This is a genomic window from Nonomuraea lactucae, from assembly GCF_003313395.1.
GTDB lineage: Bacteria > Actinomycetota > Actinomycetes > Streptosporangiales > Streptosporangiaceae > Nonomuraea > Nonomuraea lactucae.
Window position 1 is genome coordinate 1 of the sequence record NZ_QNFZ01001064.1, and the last position, 25,068, is coordinate 25,068.

Sequence of the window (25,068 nt, forward strand, 5' to 3'; positions counted from 1 at the left end):
CGCCCGGCAGGGCGACCACCCGGTCCGCGCGCTCGTCGCCCGTGCGCCGCTCGCGCCAGACCAGCCGGCGGATGGCCGAGGCCGCCGGGGCCTGTCCGCCGACGGAGACCTCACCGTCGATGACCAGGCGCTGCCCGAGCGCCCACCTGGTGCGGATGATGCGCACGGTCCCGGGCACCGGGAGCAGGTGACCGCCGACGTCGATGCTGAGGTTGCCGTTGTCCTTGGTGAAGTACGGGATGGCGACCACGTCGCGGATGAGGCGGGGAGCCGGCCGGGCGACGTCGTCATCGCGGTCCGCGCCCAGCCTGCCGGTCCTGACCACGCCCTCCACCTCGATCGCGATCCGCAGGTCCCAGAGGCCGGAGCCGAGGGCGCCCACGTCCACGCGCGCGGCGAACCCGGCCCCGTCGCGCCCGGCGGGCACCACCACCTCCCGCGCCGGGTCCTGGCGCGACCGCAGCACGACGGAGATCCCGTCGGCCTTCTGGATGCCTTCGAGCGCGGCCGTGCCGGTGACCAGCAGGCGGTCGGCATCCCAGCGCAGCCCGGTCAGCCGCCGGCGTACGGCGGCGATCTGGATGGCGGCCAGCCGCGCCAGGCGGTCGACGTCGTCCAGCGCCGCGAGCCGCTGCCTGTCGATGCCGCTCAGCCTCGCGTGCACGCCGGGGGTCAGCCACTCGTCGCACAGCGCGGCCACCTCCTGCGCGATGTCCTTGCGCCGCACCTCCCCCGCCTCCAGGAACGGCACGGCGAGCTGCGCTAAGACGTCGAGCCTGAAGTGCCGCAGCAGCAGGTGGTCGCGGAGGGCCCCCGGGGCGACGTGCTCGGCCATGAGCTGGATCGGTCCCCTGATCATGGTGAGCCAGGCGAGCGGATCGCGGCTGCCGGCCTGCTGCATGATGCTGCTGCCGTCGGATCTGGCCACGAGGTGATAGCAGTCGTGGTCGGCCACCACGGAGATCGCGCCGGCGTGGCAGAAGGCGTGCACCGTGAAGTAGATGTCCTCGCCGACCATCACCCGCTCGGCGAACCTGATGCGGTGCCGTACGAGCATCTCCCTGCGGAACAGCTTGAAGCACGACAGGCTGTTGTAGACGGCGCTGTCGCCGAGGTCGGCGCGGTCGGCGTCGCGGTGGAACATCGAGGCCGGGGCGCGGCGGCCGTGCCCGACGATCTTGCCGAGCACGATGTCGGAGCCGTTGCGGTCGGCCATGGCGACCATCCGCTCGAGCGCCTCGGGACCGAGGTAGTCGTCGGCGTCGCAGAAGAAGACGTAGCGGCCGGTGGCGTGTTCGAGGCCGATGTTGCGCGGGCGTCCGGCGCCACCGGAGGAGCCCTCGAGGCGGACCACCTTGACGCTCCCCGGGTGATAGGCCGCGTAGAGGTCGAGGAGCTCGGCGCTGCCGTCGGTGGACCCGTCGTCGACGACGACGATCTCCTTCTTGACCCGCTGGACCAGGGCCGAGGTGAGGCAGCGGTCGAGATAGGGCCGGCAGTCGCGGGCCGGGATGACGACGCTGACGTCGGCCGCGTCCGCCGCGCTCTCCCCCGTACTGTCTTCCGTGCCGTCCCCGCCACTACCCGATGTCGTCATGGCCACCGCCGCGCCCCTCAGTCGCTACAGTCCGCGTCCATCTCGTTTCAGTATGTGACGGCGAGTGGCGGGCGTGAAGCGCTAACGCGGGAATCGGTCACTATCCGTAAGCACCGAACTACATTCAGGGATGGTGTTTTCCTCCTCGGAGTAGAGAAGTTCTACACCGGTAGGAGTGACTTACCCCCACAGTCCGGCGGTGATCCACGGGCGGCCATCGCGCGTCTACGCTTAGGCAACCTTGACCGGGGAGGTGGGGGGGAAATGGCATCTGATCTCCACAGGGAGAGGGCGCCCGGCTCGGTCGTCCACGCCGCCGAGCACATCGTCTCCACAGCGCGGCTGGCCGAGCTCCACGAGTGCTCCGCACTGCTCCGCCGTACGCGAATGCGGGCCGAGGAGATCGTGGACGAGGCGCACGCGAGATACGCCGAGGCCCGGCTGCAGGGTGATCCGGTGCGGACCCTCGCCCTCGGCGCCCAGCTCGACGAGGCACGCCAGGCGTACCTCAAGGTGCTGAACGCCTACGTGGTCATCTGCGACAAGATCAGCAAGGAACGGCAGGAGATCGTGTACGCCCAGATGGAGTTCCATCGCCCCACGGGCCTGTCGGGCGTGGCCTGACGATGGACCGGTTTCGGGATGGGGGCCCGAGCCGATAGCAGCCGGGCCGATATTCGCGCGACAGGTGAACCGATGCGAGCCGTGAGGCGTCCTTTCTACAGGGAGGCCCAACCATGCGCGTCCTTGACGGTCTCGCGGCACCTGATTTCGAGGAGCTCCGCATGGAGCTCCTCCTGACCCTCGTGCTGCACGAAGAGGCAGAACGGCTAGCCGCCGAATGAACGGGCTCCAGCTCCCCGGGCCGCCCCGGGGAGCTGGAGCAGGGGGCCGAGCCGTCACCACCCCTGCCGTCACCACCCCTTCCGTCACCACCCCTTCCGTCACCGCCCCTTGCCTCTGGCGCGGAACGCCGCCGTCTTCACCCGGTTCTGGCAGGCGGTGGAGCAGAAGCGGCGGGTGCCGTTCCTGGAGACGTCCACGTAGACCCGGTCGCAGTGCGGCGCGGTGCACACGCCGAGACGGTCGCCGAACTCGCTCCCCAGCACGATCGCGAGCGCGGTGGCGCAGCTGGCCGCCCAGTCGCCCGCCATGGTGCCGCCAGGCCCGTGGAAGTGCAGGTGCCACGGCTCGCCGTCGTGCCGTTCGAGCATGGGCCGGGCGCGGGTCTCCTCCAGGAGCGCGTTGACCTGCCGGGCCGCCGCGTCGATGTCCTGCCGGGCCACCGCGCCGAACACGGCGCGCAGCCGCGCCGCGACCTCGGCGAGCTCGGTGCCCTCCGCCTCGGTGACGTCGCGGTGGTTCGGATAGGCCGACCGCAGGGCCGCGGCGGCTTCGGCGGCGAGATCGTCCGGCGGCGGGGCGGGGCGCCCACGCCTCTCCCCGGGGGTCAGCGCGTTCACCAGCGCCACCGCCACCCTGACGACCGAGTCCGCGTGACTGTTGAAATTCAATTGACCAGTTACGCCCTTGTCCTCTAGCTTGTAACTGTCGAAATTGTAGACGACAGTCACAAGGAGTCGATTGTGCTCACCCACGATGCCGCACTGGAGTGGATCGCGCGCTGGGATCGCCAGCAGGAGGGCTACCTGCCCGACCGCGAGGAGCGCTTCACCGTGCTGATCGACGCCGTCGAGGCCCTCGGCCGTCCCGACCCCCTCGTCATCGACCTCGGCTGCGGCCCCGGCTCGCTGTCCGCCCGGCTGCTGGAGCGGCTGCCCAAGGCGACGGTGGTCTCGGTCGACGCCGACCCGCTCCTGCTCGGCCTCGGCCGGGCCGCGTATCCGCAGCTGACGTTCGTCGCCCTCGACCTGCGCGAGCCCGGCTGGGCGGCGTCCCTCGGCCTGGACCGGCCGGCTGACGCCGCGGTGAGCACCACCGCCCTGCACTGGATCTCCGAGCCGGACCTGCGGCGCGTGTACGCCGAACTGGCCACCGTGCTGCGTCCCGGCGGGCTCCTGCTGAACGGCGACCACTCCGACTCCGACGACGACACCCCGGCCATCGCCCGCCTGGAGCGGGCCGTACACGATCGGCAGACCGAGCGGGCCTTCGGCGGCGAGCCCCACGAGGACTGGCGCGACTGGTGGGACGCCATCTCGGCCGACCCCGCCTTCACGGAGCTCAACACGGCCCGCACCACCGCCGGGGCGAGCCACCACGGCTCGGAGTCGCACCTGCTCTCCCAGCACGTCGGCGCCCTGCGCGGGGCCGGCTTCACGGAGACCGGCACGATCTGGCAGCGCGGGAACAACCGCCTCCTCTGCGCGGTCCGCGGCTAGCCCGGCCCTGGAGGTCCCTTCCCCCTCCCCCCGAGCCCCTGACCAGGTCAGTCGTACCCTTAGGGGATGGGCGCCGGCCGCCGCCCACGACGGGAGTCCCGAGCCCGCCGCGGACCCGGCGTCCCGGGGGACTTCGGAAGGATCAAGGTGAGACGCCGGGTGCTCGCCTCGGCTCTGACCGGGCTCGCACTGGTGACCCAGCTCACCGGGGTGGCATCGGCCCGACCGGGCGTGCGGGACGACCGACGCCCGCAAACGGGTACGCCGGCCGGGATCGGCTGGTCCGCGTGCGGGGCGGCCGCTCGCAGGGCGGAGTGCGCGGGCCTCAAGGTGCCGGTGGACTGGGCCCACCCCGGCGGGCAGACGCTCTCCCTCGCCATCGGCCGGCTGAAGGCACGCGATCCGGCCAAGCGGCTGGGGGTCCTGGTGGTGCACCCGAACGGGCCCGGCGCCTCCGGGCTCGACGCCTACATCCACGGCCGCACGATCCCCGACGGCAGCCCGCTGCGCCGGTACTTCGACGTCGTCAGCATGGATCCGCGCGGGGTCGGCCGCAGCAGCCCCGTCCTTTGCAGCGCGGACCTGGTCGAACGCTCGCCACAGACCTATCCCGCCACCGAGGCCGAATACCGCGGGTGGCTGGCGTACAACGCGAGACTGTCCACGAACTGCCGGGAACGCACCGGTGACCTCTTCGACCACGTCGACACCACCAGCGCGGCCCGCGACGTGGACGCGATCCGGGCGGCGCTCGGCGAACGCGAGATCAGCTTCTACGCGTCCTCGTACGGCACGCAGGTAGGGCAGCAGTACGCCGAGCTCTTCCCCGGGCACGTCCGCGCCATGGCGCTCGAATCGATCATGGACCACAGCATCATCTCGCCCTACGACTACCTGAAGACCATGACCGAGGACTTCGAGAGCTCCCTCCGGGCGTTCTCCGCGTGGTGCCACGACACCGCCACGTGCGCGTTGCACGGCCGGGACGCCACGGCGCTCTGGGACCACCTGTACCGGAGGGCAAAGGCGGGCACCCTGGCCGACCCGCAGACCGGCGTCCCCATGTCGGACGAGGAGCTGCGGGTGGAGGTGCTGCAGAACATGTACCTGCCGTCGGTCGGCTGGTTCCGGCTCGCCTCACGGCTGGACTCCCTGGTGGACGGCCGGGTGTCGAGACGGGCGACCGACCCGCCGCCGGAGCCGGGCACGGTCAACTACGCCTACCCGGCCATCTGGTGTTCCGACTGGAAGTGGAACGTCAGGAGCTTCGCCCAGCTCGACGGCTACCGGCGCCGGCTCAAGGCGCTCGCCCCGCACACGGAGCTCTCGCCGTTCTGGAGCGACGTGGTCAACTGCCTCAACTGGCGGGGCAGGGTCTCCAACCCGCAACACCGCCTCAGGATCACCGGCACGCCGCCGATCCTGCTGGTCAAGGCACGTCACGACGTGGCGACGCCCGCCGTGTGGACCTACGCCGCGGCCCGGCAGATGCCCAGTTCGGTCATCCTCGAGTACGACGGGATCGGACACGGCCAGTCCGACAACAGCGCCTGCGCACGCGCCCACATCGCGGCGTACCTGATCAACCGCACGATCCCCCCGCCGGGAACCCGGTGCGCGCCCGAATACTCGACCCGCCCGCCCACAAGGCCGATGTCAGTCCCGGACCCGCCGCCGACTCCGCTTCGCAACACTCACGACACTCACGGCGAAAACCCTCCCATCACCCCGCTGTTCGGAAGATAGTGTCTTGCGTGCGGATCCGGACGGTGGGCGGCGAGGGAGACTGCGTGCTGGACCAGCGGAACCATCAAGGCAAGTTCGCCGAAGACTACGTCCGGGCGCTCGCCTCGGCCGCGGGGCTCCTCGTCTACACCTACGACCTCGACCATGACGGGATCGATCTCGGCTTCCGTTATCCGGGAAGGGCCGGACACATCTCCTCGCCCGCGATCGAGGTACAGGTCAAGTCGTGGTCGGTGCCGTCATGCAAGGGGCCGGACCTGCAATTCCACGGTCTGAACGAGGTGCAGTACAACAAGCTCGCCGCGGGCCCGTTCCTCGTTCCGCGCTACCTGTTCGTCGTCGTGGTTCCACAGGAGAGCGACCGTTACGCGCGGGTGGAGACCGAGGGGCTGACGCTCAGCCGGCTCTGCTACTACCGGGAGTTCGAGGGAGAGCAGCCCATCGCGTCCCCGAGCACGAAGCGCCACCCGTCCATCCGGGTGCCGCTGGGCAACGTCCTCACGGTTCGCGCCTTACGCGAGCTCGTCGGCGCGCCCAGCGAGTCGGTCGTTTGACGGCGAACCTGTCGGTCGCCGACATCAACAGCTATCTCGCCGTGACCGGCTGGACCCGTCAGCCGGAGCAGTGGCGCGGCGCGGCCGTCTGGGTGCACGAAGGCGATCACGAGATCCTGGTGCCCGGCGCGGACGGCCTCGGCGACGGGCCGCGGCGGGTCAGGGAGATCCTCGCGCTGCTCGCGAAGGTGGAAGGCCGCTCCCGTGAGGACATCGCCTCCGACATCGGCGCGCCCATGGCCGACGTCCAGTGGTACCGCGCTCCCATCGTCCCGCTGGACGGGCAGTTCGGGCTCCTGGACGCGGTCACGGCGCTCACCAGCGCCCAAGCCGCCCTGAGCGCGGCGGCCCGTGCCGCCCTGTCCGGATCCCGGCCGGTGTTCGACGGCGTGGCGCCCAGGCAAGTTCGTGAACTGCTCGCTCGCGTCCGGATCGGACCCATCGTGCCATCCGGCGACCTTCTCACCGTCCGCGTTCCCCTGGATGGCGACGAGTCCGGCGACCCGCCGCTGGCCCGCCGGACCCTGATCCTGCTCCGGCGCGCGACGGTGCTCCTGCGCGAGGCCGGCGCCGAGGCGCGCAGGACCGGAGACATCAGCGCCTTCGACGGCATCGTGCGGGACGGCGCGTCGGCCGATCTCTGCCTCGCGCTCGCGCGATTCGCCGGCCGCGATCCCGGCTCCCGTTTCGAGGTCGGCTTCCGCTGGGCGCGGGGGCTGCCCTCCGACGTGCCCGCGGGCAAGGTGGTCTTCGAGGCCGAGACGGGAACGCTGCTCCGCCGCGTCGCGCACCGGCTTCGGCGCCTCCACCGTGAGAGCGCTTCGGTCACCGGTCTCATCGGCACGCTCTTCGACAACGGCGGCGAGGACCGGTTCCGGGTCCACGTCCGCGGCGTCGTGTCGATCGGGGACGGTGAGGCCCGCGGTTCGACCTGGGTGCGGTTGCCCGACGAGACGGCGTACGACCTGGCCGTCGAGGCGCACCGGAACGGGAACCCCGTACGCGCTCGCGGCACGCTCATGGAAGTCCACGGCCGTCGCGAACTGGCGGCGACCAGTTTCGGCAGAGTGACAGACGATCGATCCGAGGAGACCTGACCATGGAGAACACCGCCTTGAGGCCCCGCGAACGGGCTCTGCTTCTCGGCCTGATGACGCTCGGCGGATCGGCGTCCAACCTCGAACTCCGAGACCACGTCGGCGACGCGCTCGACGGCGAGCCCCGGCGCCGTCTGAACAGGCTCGGTCTCGTCGAAAGCGACAAGCCGGGCAGGACGTACCATCACACGCTCACCGAAGGCGGCTGGACCTGGTGCGTGGCCGAACTCGCGGGCACCGCCCCGGCAGCACGCAGTGGACCGCTCGCCCGCACCCTCTACGGCGTTCTCGGCCTGCTCAAGGGCTACCTCGACGCGACGGACCTGAGCCTGGCGGAGTTCGTCGTCACGGCCCGGACGGACGGCACCGCGAAGGCCGTTCCCCTGACACAGGCGATCCGGGACGCCTACTGGCGGCTGGCACGCGAACCACAGGACTGGGTGCTCCTGACCCGGCTCCGCCCGCTCCTCGGGAACGTTCCCCCCGACGAGGTGGACGAGGCGCTGCGGCGGCTGGAACTGCTCCCGGACGTCCACTTGGCGCCGGAGGCGGACCAGAAGACCCTGACCGACGATGACAGGGAAGCGGCCGTGCTCGTGAGCGGAGTGAGCAAGCACCTGCTGGCGATCGAGGCACGATGAACGAATCCGAGGAACGGGCGCTGCGCGCCGTCTCCAGGGTCCTCGACTGGGCGACAACCGCCGAGCATGCCTGGAACCCACCTCCCTTCCACGTCGACGGGATGCACCCGAGGGCGGAGCGGCTGATCCTCGACGGCATCGACGAGGCGTCCCTCGCCTCCCGGACGAGCCCGCTCGGGGTCGTGATCCAGGGGGAGGGCGGCGCGGGCAAGACCCACCTCCTCGGCTGGGTCAGGGGCAGGATCGCGCAGGCGGGCGGCTACTTCTTCCTGGTCGACTTCAGCGCGGGAGAGGATTTCTGGCGTCAGACCACGGGCGCGATGGTCGAGGACCTGGGCCGCTCGGCCGCGGGCCCGCAGGCTCCGATCCAGGCGATGGTGGCGCTGCGCGCCCTGGCCGCGCTCGCGGGAGCCGGTGACCGGATCGGGGCGGCGATCGAGCGGGACACGGGCATCACCCGAGACGATCTCGACGCTCTGGTGGACGGCCTGCTGGCCAGGGATCGACGGCTCCTGCGGTGCCGGGACACCATCCGTGCCCTCGCCCTCTACGCCGCCGCCTCCGGCCCGGCACTCGACGTCGCCCACGATCACCTGATGTCGACTGAAGAGGCCGAGGCAGGCGATCGTCGGGCCTGGGGCATGGGCAGGGGACTCAGGTACCCCCACGACATCGCGGTCGAGCTGTCGATGATTCTCGCGCTGACCGGCCCCAGCGTCATCGCGGTGGATCAGATCGACGCGATCCTCGGGCACTCCCGGCCGGTCGAGGGAACGGTGGCCGCCACCGCGCCACCCGGCACGGAGCCCCGCAAGGACATGGTCGACGAGATCGCGGGCGGCCTCATGGCGCTGCGGCACGCCACCCAGCGAGCACTCTGCCTGGTGGCCTGCCTCCCCTCCTCGTGGAATCTGATCAAGGAGCGTGCCATCGGGACCGCGCAGGACAGGTTCCGTCCGTCGCTGATCCTTGACACGATCGCGAGCGCGGAGATCGCCCGGACCATGGTCGAGCGGCGGTTCGCCGTGGCTTTCGCGAACGCGGGTTTCACCCCGCCCAGCCCGGTCTGGCCGATCGCCCCCGCCGCGTTCGAGACAGCGCCGGGCCACACTCCGAGGACACTGCTCCGGCGCATCAGCGCGCACATCGAGGCATGCCGCGCGGAGGGCACGGTGAGCCCGCTGGAGCGCTTCGACCGTGACGGCCCGGGCCACGCGACTTCGCTCCGCGCCGAGCACGCCCCCGCCGTACCCGAGACGGACCTCGCCCGGCTCGACGCCCGCTTCGCCGCGCTACGCGCGCAGGCCGAGATCGCGAACGCGTACGACCCCGAACACGAGGACGAACTCGCTCCCCCGCTGCTCGCCGCGGGCCTCACCGCCTGGATCACGGAGCAGGGCGAGGCCGGCCGCGCCTTCTCCGTCGACCCGCCGCCTGGCCGCAGGCCCGGTCTCCACGCGAGGCTGCGCCAGGCGCTGGACCCCGACTCGGAGGAACAGCGGCACTGGACGTTCCGGATGATCGGCGCTCGGCATCCGATCGCGGCGCTCAAACGGCTGACCGACGGCATCGAGGCGTCGGGGCTCGGGCCCGAGATCCCCGACCGGTGTTTCGTCGTCCTGCGGAACCACGCGTGGTCCGACGGGCCGGCGACCCAGGCCCGTGTCGCTCAGCTCAAGGACTGCGGCGGGCAGGCTCTCACGCTCCGCGGTGACGACCTGCGCGTGTTCGAGGCGCTGCGCCGGATGGCGGCCGACCAGGATCCAGAGTTCGACACCTGGCTGCGGGCCCGCCGCCCCGCGAGCGGCACCGAACTTCTCAGCAGCCTGCTGGGAGCGCCGACACCCCCCGATCCAGGCCCGCCACGGCAGGGAGCGGAACCGGCGTCTCCCGAGCCAGGCCCACCGCGGCACGGAGCCGAACCGGCGTCCCGCGAGCCAGGCCCACCGCGGCAGGCAGCCGAGCGGGCCTCTCCCGAGCCCTCGGACGGTCACGTGGCCGTCATCCCGGTGGGTAGACGGCTGGACACCGGCGCCGACCTCTCGCTGAAGCTGGCCATGCTGGCTCGCCACACGGCCGTCTTCGCCGGATCCGGCTCCGGCAAGACCGTGTTCCTGCGACGGCTCGTGGAGGAGTGCGCGCTGCACGGGGTGTCCTCGATCGTGCTCGACCCCAACAACGACCTCGCCCGGCTGGGCGACGCCTGGCCCGCCCCGCCCCCCGGGTGGAGCGCCGACGACCCGGACAAGGCGGCCCGCTACTTCGCCGGAACCGAGGTCGTGGTCTGGACCCCCGGCCGCTCCCGCGGGCGCCCGCTCAGCTTCCAGCCGCTCCCGGACTTCGCGGCCGTCCTGGACGACCGTGACGAGCTGGACTCCGCGCTCAGCCTGGCCGTCTCGGCGCTCGCCCCCCGGGCGAACGTCGACGGAGCGAGCGCCAAGGCCCGCAAGGGCAAAGCCGTGCTCCGCCAGGCACTGGACCACTTCGCGCGCTCGTGCGGCGGCGACTTCACCGCGTTCCTCGGCATGCTCGCCGCTCTGCCGTTCGAGGTCAGCCAGATCGACCGGGCGGACCAGATCGCCGCCGAGCTGGGGCAGCTCCTGACCGCCGCCACGATCAACGACCCGCTCTTCGCGGGCGACGGCGAGCCGGCGGACCCCGTCCAGCTCCTCACCCCGTCGTCGGGCAAACGGGCGCGCGTATCGGTGATCAGCTTCATCGGCCTCACGGACGACGCGAAGCCGGGCTTCGTCAGCCAGCTCCAGATGACCCTGTTCTCCTGGATCAAGCAGAACCCGGCGCGTGGCCGCCCCCTGAACGGCCTGTACGTGATGGACGAGGCGCAGGCCCTCGTGCCGGCCATGCCCAGGACCGAGGCGCTGGCCAGCACGCTGACGCTCGCGTCGCAGGCGCGCAAGTACGGCCTCGGCCTCGTCTTCGCCACCCAGGCACCGCGCGGCCTCCACAACCAGATCGCCGGCAACGCCACGACCCAGTTCATCGGCAGGATGAACCGCCCCACGCAGATCTCCGTCGTCCAAGCGCTGGCCCGAGCCCGCGGCGGCCGGGCCGACCGGGTCGGACGCCTGGACACCGGACAGTTCTATACGGCGAGCGAGAGCATCCCCGAAGTGCTGATCCGCACGCCGCAGTGCCTGAGCCACCATCCCACCGGCCCGCTCACCGAACAGGAGATCATGCGGCGCGCGTCCGCATGAGGGACGCCGTCCGTGGCACGTCAGATCCGGTACGGGTTCACCCCCAGCGCCGCCATGACGTACCAGCTGGTCGCGCCGACATGCTGACGCTGGAAGTAACCGAAGCCGAACCCGGTGTCGAACGCGCTCGACGCCGCCACGACGCCCGACCGGGCGGGCAGCGGACTGCCGGTCCAGGTGCCGCCCTCGCCGGGGTTGGAGAGCCGGCCCCCGTCGGGGTCGCTGGTCAGCCCGACCGTCTGGCCGGCGCCGAGGGCGCCCTGCGCGGAGGCGATCTCGGCGAGGTACCGGCGTGCCCGGGAACGGTCGCCGCTGCTGTCACGGGCCACGAGCGCGGCGGCCAGGTGCGCCGTGCCCTCGAACCATACGGCGTCCCGGTTGTTGTCACCGGTGCCGTTCGGCACCGGCCCGGTGGCCGTCTTGGAGACGTCGCTGAAGGTCACCCCGGAGACCTGGTAACCCGCGGGGAGCTCCGAGTTCTCCGACACGCCGCCACGATCCGTGGTGGCGAGCTCCCTGGCGGTCCAGTCGATCGCCCGGGCGAAGGTCCGGTCGCGGAGGGACAGGAAGGACCAGGTGTTGACGTCCTCGGGGCGCGGGCTCTTATTGATCTCGTTCGGATCGTCGGCGGCCCCGGCGCCCTGCGTGCCGGTCCAGAAGAACCCGGCCCTGGGCTCCCACATCGCCCGTACGAAGTCCCTGGCCACGTTCGCGCGGCCGTACCAGGCCCGGTCCCGGGTGAGCCCGCCGAGGGCCCGGAACAGCGCGTAGACGTCGATGTTGTGCTCGGTGGAGGCCCACCTCTGCCTGGTCACGCCGTCCGCCTGCACGCCGCCCAGATAGCCCCCGTACCGGTACGGCGAGACGCTGTTCGTCACGATCCACTCTCCGAGCGCGACCGCGCCGTCGAGGTAGGTCCGCTGCCCGGTGCGCGCGGCGAGATGGGCCAGCGATAGCCCCACCCATGCGATGTCGCCCACGGCCGACCCGCCGAACCCGAACGGCCACAGAAAGGCGGCCTTGCCGTCGTCGCGGCGGACGCCGGGGAAGCGGGGACCGCCGCCGTAGAAGGTCATCGGCCCGGCGGCGTAGGCCTGGCGGACGCGGCCGTCGGTGAATGTCTCGTCGTTCTCCTGGATCCATCGGAAGGTATCCCCGATGATCTTCGCTCGCCGTACGTTGTCCCTGGTCGGGCGGGACAGGTAGGCGATGAGCGCGAGCGCGTTGTCGTAGACGAAGGCGGTGGTCAGCAGCCCCGACTCGTTGTTGTAGCTCTGCGCGAGTCGGGGCGCGCCGCCCTGCCCGTAGGCGTCGAGGACCACGTCGAGATATCGATAGGCACGATCGACCGATCCGGCCAGACGCGGGTCCACGAGGCCGCCATGGGTCGTGCTCCCTCGGGTGGTGCCCGCCCGGGTGGTGCCCGCCCGGGTGGTACCGGTGCTCGCCGCGGCCGTACCGGTCAGCCCGGCGGAGGCCGCGGCGGTCGCCAGCGCCGAGATCGCGACGAATCCGCGACGGGACAGGGGGAGCGAGGGGATGTGATCGGCTGACACGGGGGGCCTCCAGCAGAGGAATCGGACGATCTTCGAGAGAGCGCTCTCTCAATCGGGTATTGAAGCCTCCCTGCGGTCGGTAACGCAATGGCTGCGGCGACGTGACATCAAGTAGTGCACACCTGTCAAGCGTCCGATGTGAGGTCGGACCGCGGCGGCATGGACGCCCAGCGAGGGAGCGCTCTCACAGATGTCGGGCCCGCACCACCCCTCCGCGAGGCGCGGCCGCGGAAGGCCGTCTTCAACACCACCCGCTCGATGGCACGGGTCCGCAACGTCGAGCGCGAGATCAGCCCGTCTACCCGTTCTTGGTCACGGTGCCGTCCTCGGCGTTGACCCTGACCCCGTGCCACGTCCCGTCCTCGGTGACGACATCGGCATCCCAGACGAGGAGGTTGTCGTTGTACCTGTCCAGGCTCATGTGGGTGATCTTGCCTTGCGGCACCGAGGAGGACACCTTCTCCGCGGCTTCCTTGAAGGTGACCTCGGAGCCCTTGACCATGCCCATGACCCTGGCCTTCTCCCCTTCGCCGGTGTCTTTGACCCTGGGTCCCGAGACCACCTTTCCCGACGCGTCCACTTCCAGCAGCCGTTCCGTGCCGTCGGATCCGGCCACTTGGATCCCCCAGATCTGGCCGTCGTTCTCCGACTGGACCGAGAGGAGCGTGGAGCCCTTGACGGCGTCCATGGCCGCGGCGCCCGCCTCGTCGAGGCTCGCCGTGCCGCCGGGTCCCCGGCTGGGGTTACCGCTGGGGTCACTCGGTGCCCCCGATGGCGACACGAGGCCGGCGACGGCGGCCCCCGCGGGCGCTGCCTTGACGCCACCGGGCTGAGTGTGGGCGCTTCCGCAGGCGGCGGCCGTGAGCAAGACCGAGCCGGCAAAGATGGTGCCAATAATGGCCTTTGTCCGTCTTCCACCATTCATGCTGATTACGCTGCCCGGAACTCCATAAAGGCACGCCCGAAAGTCGGGCAATATGGACTACGCCCGCTACCCGATCACGCCCTGGCCGACCGTCCACTTTTATGCGGGAAGCTGCGAGAACGTGCTCAAGACCATCCCGCATCCGTCCCACGGCAACTGTTTTCCCGCGGCAGTTCAGATGGCGAAATGCATATGTGCCCCGGACCTGATTCCTCGCCGAGGCCAGGCACTCATGGAGAGCACGCCACGATCGTCGAGGACGAGGCATACCAGCGGTACGGCCACCCGCTCGACAGCGGCGAGTCGCCGACGTACTGCGCCGACTGGCGCGCCACACCGCAAGGCCCCGCGCGCCGCCGCCATAGGCAACCATGGTTGACTAGCACGAGAATGGTCTATGGTTGACGATGCGTCAGGTACCGGCTGCACCAGTCGCCGTCGCCCAAAGACTTCTCGACAAAGAAGGACCAATGCGCCTGCGCATCATGCCGGCAGTTCGGCCCTCCTCCCTCCTGTCATGCGGTGCGATCGGGGGACCTCTGTTCGTCATCGCCTTCCTCATCGAAGGCGCAACCCGCACCGACTACAGCGCCCTTCGCCATCCGGTGAGTTCACTGGCGTTGGGCCCCTCCGGGTGGATGCAGATAGCCAACTTTGTCATCACCGGCCTGCTGATGCTCCTTTTCGCCATCGGTCTCCGCCGAGCGCTTCACGCCGCCGGGCGAGATTCGACCTGGGGACCACTGCTGGTCGGGACATACGCGATCGGCCTGATCGGCGCCGGTGTCTTCGTGACCGATCCCGTGAGCGGCTATCCCCTCGGCACGCCCGTCCAAGGCGTGCACACCTGGCACGGCACGCTCCACGACTTCCCCTTCTCGCTGCTTGTCTTCGCCGCGCTGACGGCCACGTGCCTGGTTTTCGCGCGGCGCTTCGCCGGGTGGGGCGAACGCGGATGGGCCATCTACTCGGCCGTCACAGCCGCGCTGTTCGTCATCGGCTTCTTCCTGTCCGGGCAGGCCTTTGCGCAAGCGGAGGGCCTCGTCCAAATCGGTGGGCTACTGCAGCGGCTGACCATCGCCGTTGGCTGGGGGTGGCTGACCCTGCTGGCCCTCCACCTGCGCAGCCTCGAGAACCCGGCTCCTGTCCACGCCGGGAGGCACGGCCCGTGAAGATCACGAAATACACGCATGTACGTGTACGGCTGGAGGACACGGGCATCGGGACCCGGGGCCGCACCTGCCTGGACACGCGGCGATCATCTCGAAGCCTGAGGCCCCGGGCTTGCTGGGCACGGCGCGCACGGCGGTCGGTGTGGTGTCCCGTGCTGCCGCCGCCAGGGACCGCCCCCAGGCCCCACGCCCGCGACTCCGACTGCTCGGGGGATGCCGATCGCGTTACGAGATTAGGCTCCGATGTGTCGGAATGCCGCCACGAAGGGATCCATCATCAGCAGCGACTCTTTCTCTCCAGGGGAGGATCGGTCCAGGCCGGTGCGCCGCCGCGTCACCGAAGAGGCGGTCCTGAACACCCATGACCAAAGCTGGGCCGACGTCGCCCAGTGGACGTGCCCGCATGGTCAGCACGCGGGACACGGCTGCGTCACGTGCTACCAAGCCTCTGTCGACGTCGATCCGTCGCTGCCGCTGTGGGCGGTGGCGGCGTGGTTCACCACCGAGCGACCGATCCCGATCAAGGCGCTGCAGGACGTGCACCGCCACGACCGCGACCTGGCGCTCACCCAGCCGTCGACCCCTTTCGTCTACCTCCTGAGCGCACAGGTGAGAGCCGCCCTGGGCGCGGAGGCGGTGGCGGGCGTGGTGGGGTTCCTGGTGCAGAACCGGCACATCGTTGACGAGTTCACCGTGACGGAGATCCGCGCCGCCCACTCCTGAACGTCCCTAGGGCCAGGGTATGGGTGATCTCCGTGTGGTGTTCGGGCGCAGGCCGAGGCTGGCGAACAGGCGCAGCTCCCTCGCACCGGCCATCACCGCACCGAGCATCTTCTGGTAGCCGCCTTTGGCCCCGGACTCGGTCTGGGTGAACTTCACCGTGATGTTGGGCTGCGCGGCGTTCCACGCTTCGGCGACCTTGTCGTAACCGGGCGCCCAGCCCCACCACTCGATGGTCACCGGAGCCGCGGCCTGTCGCCTCGGGGCAAGGAATGCCTCCATGGACATCTCGCGGCGACGCTTGCACTCGAGTGAGTCGGCAGTCCGATCGCCCCACCCCCACGGAAGATCAGCCGCCCGGTCGACTCCGACAGTGGCCGTCTCCTCGATCCGTCGACGAGGAAGAACGAAGGCCGTCCGCCGAGCCAACCCCCGTCACCCCGCGTCGTACATGTACGACATGTGGAGACCGGCCTTGGCGGGCAGCGCCTTGTCGAGCAGCAAGGCACCGGCGTCCCGATGCGAATCGGTGATCTGGGAGTCACCGCTTCCGACCGGTCCGGATCGCCGCCTCATCCAACCGCGCGAGCCACCCACCGCATCTCCTGGCGCCCGGCGGATTGTCACTACCATCCGGGTATGACCGAGTCCGAGTCCTTGGGCACCCCGGTGCCGGAGGCCGAGCCCGTGATCCGGGTGTCGACCCTTGAGTTGTTAGCTACCTGCGGGAGTGCTCGCGCCAGCGGGAGGCACTCCCCGAAGGACACCCGGCCTCACGAGTCCTTGCAGGTGACCAGGCCCGCAGCGGAAGTCTCTCGGCGTCGTCGGCACCGATCCCCCGGTGGGTGATCGTGGTCCATGGCTGCTGAGCCGTGGCGGCCCTTGCTGTACCGCCGCCGATCAGGGGAACGGCTGCCAGGCCCGGCCCGGGGCGAGAGTCGGCCTGCGGTCCTTTGTCACCGCGCACCGAGACCGCAGCGCCCCGTCGTGCCGCCGCGCCTCGCGTCCAGCGATTGGTCAGCCTCCCAGGCCGACCGCTGCGCCGACTCCCACGCCCGAGGAATCCGCTGGTCCCCCGCCACATGGACATAGACGATCTCAACCCGCTTCGTACCCGGCCCTTCCCGGTCCCGCGCAACGAACGCACCCCCAGCACCAGCGCCCCGATCCCAAAGTCAATCCGGTAGAGCCCGCATCGGGGTGGAGGGATTCGATGTCCTGCGGATCAGCATAAGCGGGTCACCTGGAGGAGGTGGTCGCGGATGAGGGCGACGTGGGGCCGTGGCCGGGCGCAAGCAGAAGAGCCCGCCGCAGTTCCGCGACGGACGGCGTACGACGAACCTGGCGGCCCGCCCATGCATCGGCGATGCTGTGACGCGTGGAGTACGTGTCCAGAGTGCCGCGACCACCGTTGGACGGGCTGATCGACGACCTCTACTACCTGGAGGGCGCACCACCGTACCCCCGGCTGACGCTGCCGCCGATGCCGTCGGCGGTGCTCATCCTCAACCTCGGGGCGCCGTTCCGCATCCGCGCCGGCAACGACATCGAGACGGCCGAGTACGCCGATGGCTGCGTGGTCACCACACCCACCCGCGCCTTCGAGTTCGGCTACCCACCGGGGACCCGCTCAGTCGGCGTGCACTTGAAGCCGTGGGGGCTGGCGCCGTTCCTGCCGATGCCTGCGGCCGAACTGTGCGACCGGCCGGTGACGGTGGAGCAGATCTGGGGCCGCCCCATCATTGCTGAGCTGCGCGACCGGCTGGCCACGGCGGCCGGGGCGCACGAGAGGCTGACGCTGCTCGAGGACGAGCTGATGCGACGGCTCTGCGAGTCCGCCGGCCTGGGGCTGGTCCGCCACACGAGCAGCGTCATCGCAGCGGCCAACGGAGCGGTGGCGATAGGCGACCTGAGCGTGGCGGCCGGCGTCAGCAGCACCCATCTTGCACAGCGGTTCAAGGAGCTCATCGGCATCACGCCGAAGCGGCTCGCCCGCACCTATCGCTTCGCCGCCACCGTGCTCGCGATCGACCCCGCCGGACCGGTCGACTGGGTCGACCTCGCCGGTCGCGCCGGCTACTTCGACCAGGCCCACTTCGGCCACGAGTTCCGGCGGTTCACGGGGCTTACGCCGACCCGGTACGTCGACGTCCGGCGGCGGTTCCTGCGCGAACATCCCGGCCATGCGCTCGACGTCGGGCCGCTGCCGGCCGATTGATTTCTTACAAGAACCGGCGACTCCCGACACGCCAGTATTGGCACTGCCCGAGCAGAGGAGAGAGCCCCATGGGCAAGGTGGTCATGTACAGCACGGTGTCGGTGGACGGCTTTATCGCGGACGAGAACGACCAGGTCGGACCGTTGTTCGACTGGATGTCCAGCGGTGATGTCCCGTTGGACGAGAGCGGGGAGGTGAAGGTGTCGCAGGCGTCCTACGACTACACCCGGCCGTACTGGGACCAGATCGGGGTGACGATCGTCGGCCGCCACGTCTTCGACGTGACGGACGGCTGGGGCGGCACGCCACCGGGCGGGATCGACCACGTGGTCGTCGTGTCGCACCGGCCGATGCCCGAGGGCTGGGACCCCGAGGCGCCGTTCCACTTCGTCGACGGCGTCGAGGCCGCCATGGCCAAGGCGCAGGAGTTTGCGGGCGACCGCACGGTCGAGGTCGCCGCCGGCGACGTCGGCGGCCAGGTGCTGGCCGCCGGGCTCGTCGACGAGGTCGCCATGGACGTCGCGCCCGTGGTGTTCGGGTCCGGCAAGCGCTACTCGGGTCGGTCGACGCACAGCACCTGTTGGAGGATGCTGACGTGGTGATCCAGGGCAACCGGGTGCTCCACCTGCGCTATCGGATGCGCCGATGATCGATCTGTGTATCTCGATCTTGATTGGTTATCGGTTGGTCGGGGCCAGGCGGCCTTCGAAGGTGATGGCGAAGGCGTTCAAGGCGGCTTTCCAGCGGCTGATCCAGCGTTTGCGGTCCTTGCCGGTCGGATCCAGGCTCATGATCCCCACGTAGACGCACTTGCGGCACACCTGTCCACGTCGTCGCGGCCCACCTGAGCCCCAACGACCCCGCCCACATTGTCCTGACAAGAGAAAGCCCCTGATCGGCGTAATGCCTGCTCGGGGGCTTTCCGCTACAGAGCCGACGAGGGGAATCGAACCCCTGACCTTCTGTTCACAAGGTCCCCAAACGATCTTCAGAGCCGTCCGGACGCGTTCGCCGGGTTGGTCGCTGGATGTCACACCGTCCGCAGCAGTTCGCCAGAGTTCACGATCGTTCGGCTCGGTGGCTCCCAAGGTGGCTCCCAACAATGCTGGATCGCCAGTACCGAAATCCGATCGCTCAACCACTCGGTCACCTTGTCGGGATGGAGTTCGGCAACGAAGAGCCAGTGCCGACCGATGAGAAAGGGGCGGTGTCTAAGTTGCTCCGTGAGGGCCGACGGGGTGCAGACGGTGAGTTGGAAGCGTTCCTCGCCTAGCTCACCCTGGGGACGGATATGCATTTCCAAGAGTTCGCAGGCATTGGCCGGATCGTCGATTCTCCGTCCCGCCTCAAGATCGACCCAACGGAACTCTCCTACTCGCACTCTCATCGTCCCATGATCGCGCACAAGTGGGCTGTCAGCTTGGGAACTGCACCGATCATGGCTTGTGGCGGCTCCGAGCTGGGCAAGAGGTCGGTCCTGAGTGACCGTGGTTGACCCCTCGCCACCCCGTCTAATTGCACGCTAATTGCACGACGATCATGGTGTGCCCGCTGGTTAGGACTCGTCGGCGACGTAGTCGAAGTACACGGTGAGGCGGGGCTAGTCGCCGTCCACCGTGATCTCGTTGTGCATGATCAGGTCGGAACCTGGACGTTTCCCAAGCTCTCGATACTGTCGGCGACTCGGCGTAAGAAGCGCGGACACGTCACCTTGGCCGGAGCCTTCCGGGTTGGACCACGTGAAGTGGTGCATCGTGTAGGTGATCTTCTCGGAACTGCGGGACGTACGTGCCAGGTCGGCGGTACGGCACCCGCCCCCGCTGACCGGCCGTCAGCGGGAACGGGCGCTCGTCGTCAGCGGCGGTACTCGCGGAAGAACGTGAAGTTGCGATACTCCCGGACCCGCCCGCTGTCGTAGACGTAGTCGTAGTTGCCGAAACCGGGGCGTTCGACGACCACGAAGCCTTCTTCGTCGGGGTGTCGGCCCTCGAAGCAGCAGGCGCTGGCCGGTGTCGCCGGGCCGATGGCACCGGTGACGGTGAGGCCGGCGGTCGCGACGGCCAGGGATGCCAGCAGTCGGACCCAGCGGCGGGTGGGGCGGGAGATGTCAGCTTGCATGTCTGCTCCTGTGTTGGTCGGGACACCGGAAAACCCCGGCCAGCTCTATTCGAAACCGAGCACCCGCGCGGATGTCTCGCGGCCATGAAATCGTCGTCCGCCCCCTTGATCGCATTGCTGAGCTCAAGACCAGGCGTTCACGCCGTGTCATCTGCCTCACCTCCGAACTGGTCGAGGCCATCAAGCGACACAAGGCCGTGTACAACATGGAACGCCTCAAGGCCAGCGAGCACTGGACAGGGCACGGCCTGATATTCCCCACTGCTTTCGGCGATCCATCCGACCCGGACACCTTCTCGCATCTCTTCTCCCGGCTGGCCAAGAAAGCCGGGCTCGGCCATTGGCACCCGCACGAGTTGCGGGGCGTCGCTCATGCTGGCCCAGGGCTTACCACTGCACGTCGTGTCCGAAGTCCTCGGCCATGCCAGCATCGCAATCACCAAGGACGTCTACGGGCATCTACTGGAGGCTGACCGGGGGGCGGCCGCGGAGGCCATCTCCCGCGTGCTCCTGGGCGCACAGACCCCGGTGGCTCCCAAGGTGGCTCCCAAAGGCGCTCAAGACACCGGTTGAAGATCGGAAAACGCAAGGCCCCTGACGGCGTATTGCCTGTTCAGGGGCCTTCGGTTGCAGAGCCGACGAGGGGAATCGAACCCCTGACCTTCTGTTTACAAGACAGATGCTCTGCCGATTGAGCTACGTCGGCGCGGCCTATCAGTGTAGACGCTAGCGACTCCTGTGACGAGCGACCTCGTACAGTGCCACGCCCGCCGCCACCCCGGCGTTGAGTGACTCCGCCGCGGCGTGCATCGGGATTCGGGCCACCACGTCGCACTGCTCGCGTACCAGGCGGGACAGGCCCTTGCCTTCGGAGCCGATGACGAGCACCAGGGGCTCGGTGAGGAGGTCGACGTCGCCGATGTCGGTGCGGCCTTCGCCGTCGAGGCCGATGACGAACAGGCCGGCGTCGCGGTATTCGCGGAGGGCGGCTGTGAGGTTGGCGGCGCGGGCCACGCGCAGGTTGGCGAGGGTGCCGGCGGAGGTCTTCCAGGCGCCGCCCGTGACTCCGGCCGAGCGGCGGGAGGGGATCAGCAGGCCGTGGGCTCCGAAGGCGGCGGCGGAGCGGGCGATGGCGCCGAGGTTGCGCGGGTCGGTGACGCCGTCGAGCGCCACGACCAGGGGCACCTCGGCGGCGTCGTGGGCGAGGTCGACGAGCTCCGACGGGTGCGCGTAGTCGTAGGCCGGGATCTGGAGTGCGATCCCCTGGTGGACGGCGCCGTCGGTGAGGCGGTCGAGCTTGTCGCGGGTGGTCTCCAGCAGGGCGATGCCGCGTTCGGCCGCGATCTTGATGGAGTCGCGCACCCGGTCGTCGTTGTCGATGCGCTGGGCGACGTAGAGGGCGCTTGCGGGGACACCGGCGAGCAGCGCCTCCAGCACGGGGTTGCGGCCGCTGATGTGCTCGGGCGCGTCTTCGGAACGCCGCTGGCGGGCGGCCGGCGCCGGGCGGCGTCCGCCTCGCTCCTCGCGGGCGACGCGCTCGGCCCGCGCCTTGTCCTTGTACCAGTGGCGCATCTCGGCGGGCGGGGTCGCGCCCTTGCCTTCGAGGCTCCGGCGCCCCTGCCCCCCGGCGCCCTTGGACGGGCCCTTCTTCTTCGCGGGCCTGCCAGACGCCCTGCCACCAGCTGCCATGGCAACAAGGGTACTCGGGCCGTCACCCACCTCATGCCTGATCAAAGTCCGGGCCAACGCAGGCACTCGTACCGCCCGCTTCGAGTCACCAGGGCCTACGACACCGGCTTGATCGGTGTTTTCGCAGGTCAGTGGTGGTGGTGGGGTTGCGATCTGTACATACTAGTAGGTACAGTAGCTCAGGTGAGCACCGCAGAGCGACTCATCGAGAGCGCGCAGCAACTGCTCTGGGAACGCGGGTACGTGGGCACCAGCCCCAAGGCCATCCAGCAGCGAGCGGGGGCCGGCCAGGGAAGCATGTACCACCACTTCTCCGGCAAGCAGGACCTGGCGCTTCAGGCGATCCGGCGCAGTGCCGAGCAGTTGTGCGCGGAGTCCGAGGCACGGTTCAGCCGGCCGGGCACCGCGTACGAGCGGATCGCGGCCTACCTGTGCCGCGAGCGCGAGGTGCTGCGCGGCTGCCGCGTCGGGCGGCTCGCCCACGATCCGGACGTGGCGGCCAGCGCGCTGCTGCGCGAACCGCTGAACGACACGTTCGAGTGGCTGCGCGGTCGTATCGAGCAGTTGCTGGTGGAGGGGCAGGAGCGAGGCGAGTTCGGTGCCGGGCTGGTGCCCGTGGACGCAGCCGCCGCGCTTGTCGCGGTGGTGCAGGGCGGGTACGTGCTCGCCCAGGCGGCGGACTCGACGGAGCCGTTCGACCAGGCGGTACGCGGGGCGCTGAACCTGCTCGCCGCCTACACGACCGCCTGAGGCCATATCCATGGCTCCGGGCCGCCGTCCCCTGATCGGGGCGGGGCCGCCCGGATCGAGGGGCGTCCCTAATGTCGAGGGCGTTCCTGGAGGAGGGCCGATCTTGGTCGAGGCAGGGTGTGCCCGGCTGTACTGCGAAGAGAGGATGGAAGCGCAGTCATGACATATGCGGACGAGACCCATGGCCTGAGCGTCGCCCGACGCCGGGCCGGAGAGCCGTACCCCGATCTCACGAGCGTGCGGATCGTCCACAGGGCATGGCGCGACGATCTTCGCAGGCTGGCCGACCTGGCCGCGGTGCTGAGGGACGACACGACGGCGGTCCCCAGCGACCGGGCCGAGGCCATCCGTGACTACATCACGATGCTCTGCGACGAGCTGGCCCTGCAGGGCAGGCGCGAGGTGGGCATCGTCTGGCCCGTCGTCGACGAGGCCGCCGGCGGAGCGATCGACATGGACGCCTACGTCGACGAGCGCAGGGCCCTGGTCCCGCTGGTGGCCGGGATGCGTACGGCCGCCGAGGAGTTCGCCCGCGCCTCAGTCTGCGGCGTGGCGAGGCTGGCCGCGGCCCTGGCGGCGGCCAGTGACGCGATGGACCTGCACTTCTGCCACCTGGAGCAGGACGTCCTGCCCGTGATCTCCACCTACGTCTCCGTGGCCGACTACGGGTCCGCGGAGAGGCGGATGTGGCGGACGCTGGGGCTGGGCCGGCTCGCCAAGGTGCTGCCGTGGCTGGCCCGCGTGGCCTTGCCCGCGGAGGAGCGCCACCTGAAGCGCCGGACCGGCCTGGCGGGCAGGTTCGTCCTCGCGGTCTTCGGGCGGTCCTACGAGAACCTGGAGCGCCGCGTGTTCGGGGCAGTCGAGCCCGCTAGCGGCTGAGCTCCCAGCGGGCGCCGTGCGGCGTGTCCTCCACCGTGATGCCGGCCGCGCTCAGCTGGTCTCTGATGGCGTCGGCCGCCGCGTAGTCCTTGCGGGCCCTGGCCGCCTGGCGCTGCTCCAGCGCCACCGCCACCAGCGCGTCGACCACCGGTTTGAGGTCGGACCCGGCCGAGCGCCACTGCGGCGACCTCGGGTCGAGGCCGAGCACGTCGAGCATGTTCTGCGTCTCGGCCAGCAGCCGCGCCACCGCCTCCTTATCGCCGTGGGCCAGCGCGACGTTGCCCTCGCGCACCACCTCGTGGACCACGGCCAGCGCCTGCGGGGTGCCCAGGTCGTCGTTCATGGCGTCGGCGAACGCCTGGGGCAGCGGCGCGTCGGCGTCCACGTCATGGATGACCTCGGCGGCCCGCGTCACGAAGCCCTCGATGCGCTGGTAGGCGGCCGCCGCCTCCAGCAGCGCCTCCTCCGAGTAGTCGATGGAGGATCGGTAGTGCGGCGCCGCCAGGTAGTAGCGCAGCTCGACCGGGCGCACCTTCTGCACCATCTCGGGGATCAGCAGCGAGTTTCCGAGCGACTTGCTCATCTTCTCGGCGCCGATCTTGAGCATGCCGTTGTGCATCCAGTAGCGCGCGAACCCGTCGCCCGCCGCCTGCGACTGGGCGATCTCGTTCTCGTGGTGCGGGAACGTCAGGTCGAGCCCGCCGCCGTGGATGTCGAACGTCGCCCCGAGGTATTTGGTCGCCATCGCCGAGCACTCCAGGTGCCAGCCGGGACGCCCGGGGCCCCACGGGGTGGGCCAGGTGGGCTCGCCGGGCTTGGCGCCCTTCCACAGGGCGAAGTCTCGCGGGTCGCGCTTGCACGACTCGTCGTCGGTGTCGGCGGCCGGCCTCATGTTCTCCAGCTTCTGGTTGGAGAGCTTGCCGTATTCGTCGGCGTACGAGAGGACGTCGAAGTAGACGTCACCGCCCGAGGCGTAGGCGTGGCCGCGCTCGATCAGCCGCTCCATCAGCACGATCATCTCGGGCACGTGCCCGGTGGCGCGCGGCTCGACAGTGGGCGGGAGGCAGCCGAGCGTGTCGTACGCCCAGGTGAAGGCGCGCTGGTTGCGCTCGGCCACCACGAACCACGGCACGCCTTCCGCGGCCGACACATTGATGATCTTGTCGTCGATGTCGGTGACGTTGCGGCAGAACGTCACGTCGTAGCCGGAACGCGTGAGCCAGCGGCGCAGCACGTCGAAGTTCACGCCCGAGCGGATGTGCCCGATGTGCGGCGGAGCCTGCACGGTCGCCCCACACAGGTATATCGACGCCCGGCCGGCTTCGACCGGAACGAACTCGCGGATGGCGCGCGTGGTGGTGTCGTACAGGTGCAGGCTCACGAACGCAAGGCTAACGCCTCAGCCGCGCTCACATGCCGAATAATCATCCTCGCAGGTGCGAATAATCAGCCTCGCAGGATGACCCTTTCCGGAGTGACCCTCACGATCAGCCGCCGGTTCCCCGGGTGGTCCTCCCACGGCTTTCCCCTGTACTTGTGGGAGAGCTCCTGGATCAGGTCGCCGGCCGGGTCGTCCTCCACGGTCACGCGGCCGCGCACTTCGGCGTAGCGGTAGGGGTTCGCGGGGTCGATGACGAGAAGGCTGGTGCGGGGGTCGCGCTCGAAGTTGCGCGGTTTGCGCCGCCCGGCGACAGTCGAGAAGATCACGTCGTCACCGTCCGTGCGCACCCACACCACGGTGTTGTGCGGCGAGCCGTCCGGGTTGAGGCTCGTCACCGTCGCGTAGTTGGGTCCGTCGAACAGCTCGCGCACGCCTTCGGACAGCTCCGCCATGTGTGTCTCCTTG

General features: G+C 69.9%; 26 protein-coding genes, 1 tRNA gene and 1 pseudogene. 15 read left to right on the plus strand and 13 right to left on the minus strand.

The genetic code is table 11. From position 1 onward, the window contains the following. A partial coding sequence (locus tag DQW85_RS42445; protein WP_162795832.1) for a glycosyltransferase family 2 protein occupies positions 1 to 1,597 on the minus strand: 1,597 nt, incomplete at its 3' end. A 264-nt stretch (positions 1,598 to 1,861) separates the two neighbouring features. Here DQW85_RS42445 and DQW85_RS42450 point away from each other — a divergent pair. Then, positions 1,862 to 2,221 (plus strand): hypothetical protein, encoded by a 360-nt coding sequence (locus DQW85_RS42450; RefSeq protein WP_113705395.1) that lies wholly within the window; start codon positions 1,862 to 1,864, stop codon positions 2,219 to 2,221. A gap of 320 nt (positions 2,222 to 2,541) precedes the next feature. On the opposite strand, the gene DQW85_RS42455 is transcribed toward DQW85_RS42450, so the two are convergent. Next, on the minus strand, positions 2,542 to 3,111 hold the full coding sequence (locus DQW85_RS42455) for a CGNR zinc finger domain-containing protein (RefSeq protein WP_113705396.1): 570 nt from the start codon (positions 3,109 to 3,111) through the stop codon (positions 2,542 to 2,544). Positions 3,112 to 3,183: 72 nt separating this feature from the next. On the opposite strand from DQW85_RS42455, the gene DQW85_RS42460 reads away from it, so the two are divergent. The 6 genes from DQW85_RS42460 to DQW85_RS42485 all read left to right on the plus strand — a co-directional run bounded on the left by DQW85_RS42460 (position 3,184) and on the right by DQW85_RS42485 (position 11,195). Next, entirely contained in the window at positions 3,184 to 3,939 is a 756-nt protein-coding gene (locus tag DQW85_RS42460) for a class I SAM-dependent methyltransferase (RefSeq protein ID WP_113705397.1), read from the plus strand. A gap of 147 nt (positions 3,940 to 4,086) precedes the next feature. Next, positions 4,087 to 5,685, plus strand: a complete 1,599-nt coding sequence (locus DQW85_RS42465) for an alpha/beta hydrolase (protein ID WP_162795833.1) — start codon at positions 4,087 to 4,089, stop codon at positions 5,683 to 5,685. 8 nt (positions 5,686 to 5,693) lie between these two features. Beyond that, the gene (locus tag DQW85_RS42470; protein ID WP_240197787.1) at positions 5,694 to 6,239 is read left to right on the plus strand and encodes a DUF4365 domain-containing protein; all 546 of its coding nucleotides are present in this window, start codon (positions 5,694 to 5,696) and stop codon (positions 6,237 to 6,239) included. Then, complete coding sequence (locus DQW85_RS42475; RefSeq protein ID WP_113705399.1) at positions 6,236 to 7,336, plus strand: hypothetical protein; 1,101 nt, start codon at positions 6,236 to 6,238, stop codon at positions 7,334 to 7,336. Before DQW85_RS42470 ends, DQW85_RS42475 begins: the two co-directional genes overlap by 4 nt. 2 nt (positions 7,337 to 7,338) lie before the next feature. Continuing rightward, entirely contained in the window at positions 7,339 to 7,977 is a 639-nt protein-coding gene (locus DQW85_RS42480; RefSeq protein WP_113705400.1) for a hypothetical protein, read from the plus strand. Then, a complete protein-coding gene (locus tag DQW85_RS42485; RefSeq protein WP_113705401.1) occupies positions 7,974 to 11,195 on the plus strand; it encodes a helicase HerA domain-containing protein in 3,222 nt (1,073 codons plus the stop codon). The genes DQW85_RS42480 and DQW85_RS42485 overlap by 4 nt, the downstream gene beginning before the upstream one ends. A 20-nt stretch (positions 11,196 to 11,215) precedes the next feature. On the opposite strand, the gene DQW85_RS45310 is transcribed toward DQW85_RS42485, so the two are convergent. Together DQW85_RS45310 and DQW85_RS42500 are read right to left on the minus strand one after the other, a co-directional pair. After that, entirely contained in the window at positions 11,216 to 12,751 is a 1,536-nt protein-coding gene (locus DQW85_RS45310; protein WP_162795834.1) for a hypothetical protein, read from the minus strand. A 298-nt stretch (positions 12,752 to 13,049) separates the two neighbouring features. Further along, positions 13,050 to 13,439 carry a PepSY domain-containing protein gene (locus DQW85_RS42500; protein WP_113705403.1) on the minus strand — a complete coding sequence of 130 codons (390 nt, stop codon included), beginning with the start codon at positions 13,437 to 13,439 and terminating at the stop codon, positions 13,050 to 13,052. Positions 13,440 to 14,146: 707 nt separating this feature from the next. On the opposite strand from DQW85_RS42500, the gene DQW85_RS42505 reads away from it, so the two are divergent. Then, positions 14,147 to 14,848, plus strand: a complete 702-nt coding sequence (locus DQW85_RS42505; protein ID WP_205315823.1) for a DUF998 domain-containing protein — start codon at positions 14,147 to 14,149, stop codon at positions 14,846 to 14,848. A 321-nt stretch (positions 14,849 to 15,169) separates the two neighbouring features. Further along, positions 15,170 to 15,571, plus strand: a complete 402-nt coding sequence (locus DQW85_RS42510) for a hypothetical protein (RefSeq protein WP_113705404.1) — start codon at positions 15,170 to 15,172, stop codon at positions 15,569 to 15,571. 6 nt (positions 15,572 to 15,577) lie between these two features. Here the strand turns inward: DQW85_RS42510 and DQW85_RS42515 are convergent, their stop codons facing one another. Both DQW85_RS42515 and DQW85_RS45315 read right to left on the minus strand, forming a co-directional pair. Next, complete coding sequence (locus DQW85_RS42515; RefSeq protein WP_162795835.1) at positions 15,578 to 15,850, minus strand: hypothetical protein; 273 nt, start codon at positions 15,848 to 15,850, stop codon at positions 15,578 to 15,580. A 153-nt stretch (positions 15,851 to 16,003) separates the two neighbouring features. Further along, positions 16,004 to 16,144 carry a hypothetical protein gene (locus DQW85_RS45315; protein ID WP_162795836.1) on the minus strand — a complete coding sequence of 47 codons (141 nt, stop codon included), beginning with the start codon at positions 16,142 to 16,144 and terminating at the stop codon, positions 16,004 to 16,006. Positions 16,145 to 16,946: 802 nt separating this feature from the next. Here DQW85_RS45315 and DQW85_RS42520 point away from each other — a divergent pair. Continuing rightward, positions 16,947 to 17,786 (plus strand): helix-turn-helix domain-containing protein, encoded by an 840-nt coding sequence (locus tag DQW85_RS42520; RefSeq protein ID WP_205315824.1) that lies wholly within the window; start codon positions 16,947 to 16,949, stop codon positions 17,784 to 17,786. A 68-nt stretch (positions 17,787 to 17,854) separates the two neighbouring features. Next, positions 17,855 to 18,388, plus strand: a complete 534-nt coding sequence (locus DQW85_RS42525; protein WP_240197788.1) for a dihydrofolate reductase family protein — start codon at positions 17,855 to 17,857, stop codon at positions 18,386 to 18,388. 75 nt (positions 18,389 to 18,463) lie between these two features. Here DQW85_RS42525 and DQW85_RS48465 read toward each other — a convergent pair. The 3 genes and pseudogenes from DQW85_RS48465 to DQW85_RS42540 form a co-directional block, all read right to left on the minus strand. Further along, positions 18,464 to 18,610: pseudogene (locus DQW85_RS48465) on the minus strand (IS256 family transposase); the annotation flags it as partial. Positions 18,611 to 18,816: 206 nt separating this feature from the next. Next, positions 18,817 to 19,173, minus strand: a complete 357-nt coding sequence (locus tag DQW85_RS42535) for an Imm8 family immunity protein (RefSeq protein ID WP_113705426.1) — start codon at positions 19,171 to 19,173, stop codon at positions 18,817 to 18,819. 467 nt (positions 19,174 to 19,640) lie between these two features. Beyond that, positions 19,641 to 19,904 (minus strand): hypothetical protein, encoded by a 264-nt coding sequence (locus tag DQW85_RS42540; protein ID WP_113705407.1) that lies wholly within the window; start codon positions 19,902 to 19,904, stop codon positions 19,641 to 19,643. 71 nt (positions 19,905 to 19,975) lie between these two features. Here DQW85_RS42540 and DQW85_RS48470 point away from each other — a divergent pair, with 71 nt between their 5' ends. Next, on the plus strand, positions 19,976 to 20,377 hold the full coding sequence (locus DQW85_RS48470) for a tyrosine-type recombinase/integrase (RefSeq protein ID WP_162795837.1): 402 nt from the start codon (positions 19,976 to 19,978) through the stop codon (positions 20,375 to 20,377). Next, complete coding sequence (locus DQW85_RS45320; RefSeq protein WP_162795831.1) at positions 20,307 to 20,477, plus strand: hypothetical protein; 171 nt, start codon at positions 20,307 to 20,309, stop codon at positions 20,475 to 20,477. The genes DQW85_RS48470 and DQW85_RS45320 overlap by 71 nt, the downstream gene beginning before the upstream one ends. Before the next feature lie 60 nt (positions 20,478 to 20,537). On the opposite strand, the gene DQW85_RS42550 is transcribed toward DQW85_RS45320, so the two are convergent. Both DQW85_RS42550 and rlmB read right to left on the minus strand, forming a co-directional pair. Next, positions 20,538 to 20,610: transfer RNA gene (locus DQW85_RS42550), tRNA-Thr, on the minus strand. A 20-nt stretch (positions 20,611 to 20,630) separates the two neighbouring features. Continuing rightward, positions 20,631 to 21,593, minus strand: a complete 963-nt coding sequence (gene rlmB / locus DQW85_RS42555) for a 23S rRNA (guanosine(2251)-2'-O)-methyltransferase RlmB (RefSeq protein ID WP_113705409.1) — start codon at positions 21,591 to 21,593, stop codon at positions 20,631 to 20,633. A gap of 183 nt (positions 21,594 to 21,776) precedes the next feature. Here rlmB and DQW85_RS42560 point away from each other — a divergent pair, with 183 nt between their 5' ends. Continuing rightward, on the plus strand, positions 21,777 to 22,343 hold the full coding sequence (locus tag DQW85_RS42560) for a TetR/AcrR family transcriptional regulator (protein ID WP_113705410.1): 567 nt from the start codon (positions 21,777 to 21,779) through the stop codon (positions 22,341 to 22,343). Between the two features lie 159 nt (positions 22,344 to 22,502). After that, positions 22,503 to 23,222, plus strand: a complete 720-nt coding sequence (locus DQW85_RS42565) for a hemerythrin domain-containing protein (protein ID WP_113705411.1) — start codon at positions 22,503 to 22,505, stop codon at positions 23,220 to 23,222. Here DQW85_RS42565 and cysS read toward each other — a convergent pair. Next, positions 23,212 to 24,603 (minus strand): cysteine--tRNA ligase, encoded by a 1,392-nt coding sequence (gene cysS / locus DQW85_RS42570; RefSeq protein WP_113705412.1) that lies wholly within the window; start codon positions 24,601 to 24,603, stop codon positions 23,212 to 23,214. The two genes, DQW85_RS42565 and cysS, sit on opposite strands and share 11 nt — an antisense overlap. A gap of 65 nt (positions 24,604 to 24,668) precedes the next feature. Next, entirely contained in the window at positions 24,669 to 25,055 is a 387-nt protein-coding gene (locus DQW85_RS42575; RefSeq protein ID WP_113705413.1) for a PPOX class F420-dependent oxidoreductase, read from the minus strand. Positions 25,056 to 25,068: the final 13 nt, after the last annotated feature.

What these genes read in the sequence shown, in the direction of transcription:
- DQW85_RS42525 (WP_240197788.1), top strand. Translation starts at nt 17,855, where the DNA reads ATGGGCAAGGTGGTCATGTACAGCACGGTGTCGGTGGACGGCTTTATC.
- DQW85_RS48470 (WP_162795837.1), top strand. Translation starts at nt 19,976, where the DNA reads ATGTCTCGCGGCCATGAAATCGTCGTCCGCCCCCTTGATCGCATTGCT.
- DQW85_RS42480 (WP_113705400.1), top strand. Translation starts at nt 7,339, where the DNA reads ATGGAGAACACCGCCTTGAGGCCCCGCGAACGGGCTCTGCTTCTCGGC.
- DQW85_RS42515 (WP_162795835.1), bottom strand. Translation starts at nt 15,850, where the DNA reads ATGGAGGCATTCCTTGCCCCGAGGCGACAGGCCGCGGCTCCGGTGACC.
- DQW85_RS42450 (WP_113705395.1), top strand. Translation starts at nt 1,862, where the DNA reads ATGGCATCTGATCTCCACAGGGAGAGGGCGCCCGGCTCGGTCGTCCAC.
- DQW85_RS42505 (WP_205315823.1), top strand. Translation starts at nt 14,147, where the DNA reads ATGCGCCTGCGCATCATGCCGGCAGTTCGGCCCTCCTCCCTCCTGTCA.
- DQW85_RS42575 (WP_113705413.1), bottom strand. Translation starts at nt 25,055, where the DNA reads ATGGCGGAGCTGTCCGAAGGCGTGCGCGAGCTGTTCGACGGACCCAAC.
- DQW85_RS42500 (WP_113705403.1), bottom strand. Translation starts at nt 13,439, where the DNA reads ATGGACGCCGTCAAGGGCTCCACGCTCCTCTCGGTCCAGTCGGAGAAC.
- rlmB (WP_113705409.1), bottom strand. Translation starts at nt 21,593, where the DNA reads ATGGCAGCTGGTGGCAGGGCGTCTGGCAGGCCCGCGAAGAAGAAGGGC.
- DQW85_RS42540 (WP_113705407.1), bottom strand. Translation starts at nt 19,904, where the DNA reads ATGCAAGCTGACATCTCCCGCCCCACCCGCCGCTGGGTCCGACTGCTG.
- DQW85_RS45315 (WP_162795836.1), bottom strand. Translation starts at nt 16,144, where the DNA reads ATGAGGCGGCGATCCGGACCGGTCGGAAGCGGTGACTCCCAGATCACC.
- DQW85_RS42535 (WP_113705426.1), bottom strand. Translation starts at nt 19,173, where the DNA reads ATGAGAGTGCGAGTAGGAGAGTTCCGTTGGGTCGATCTTGAGGCGGGA.
- DQW85_RS42565 (WP_113705411.1), top strand. Translation starts at nt 22,503, where the DNA reads ATGACATATGCGGACGAGACCCATGGCCTGAGCGTCGCCCGACGCCGG.
- DQW85_RS42485 (WP_113705401.1), top strand. Translation starts at nt 7,974, where the DNA reads ATGAACGAATCCGAGGAACGGGCGCTGCGCGCCGTCTCCAGGGTCCTC.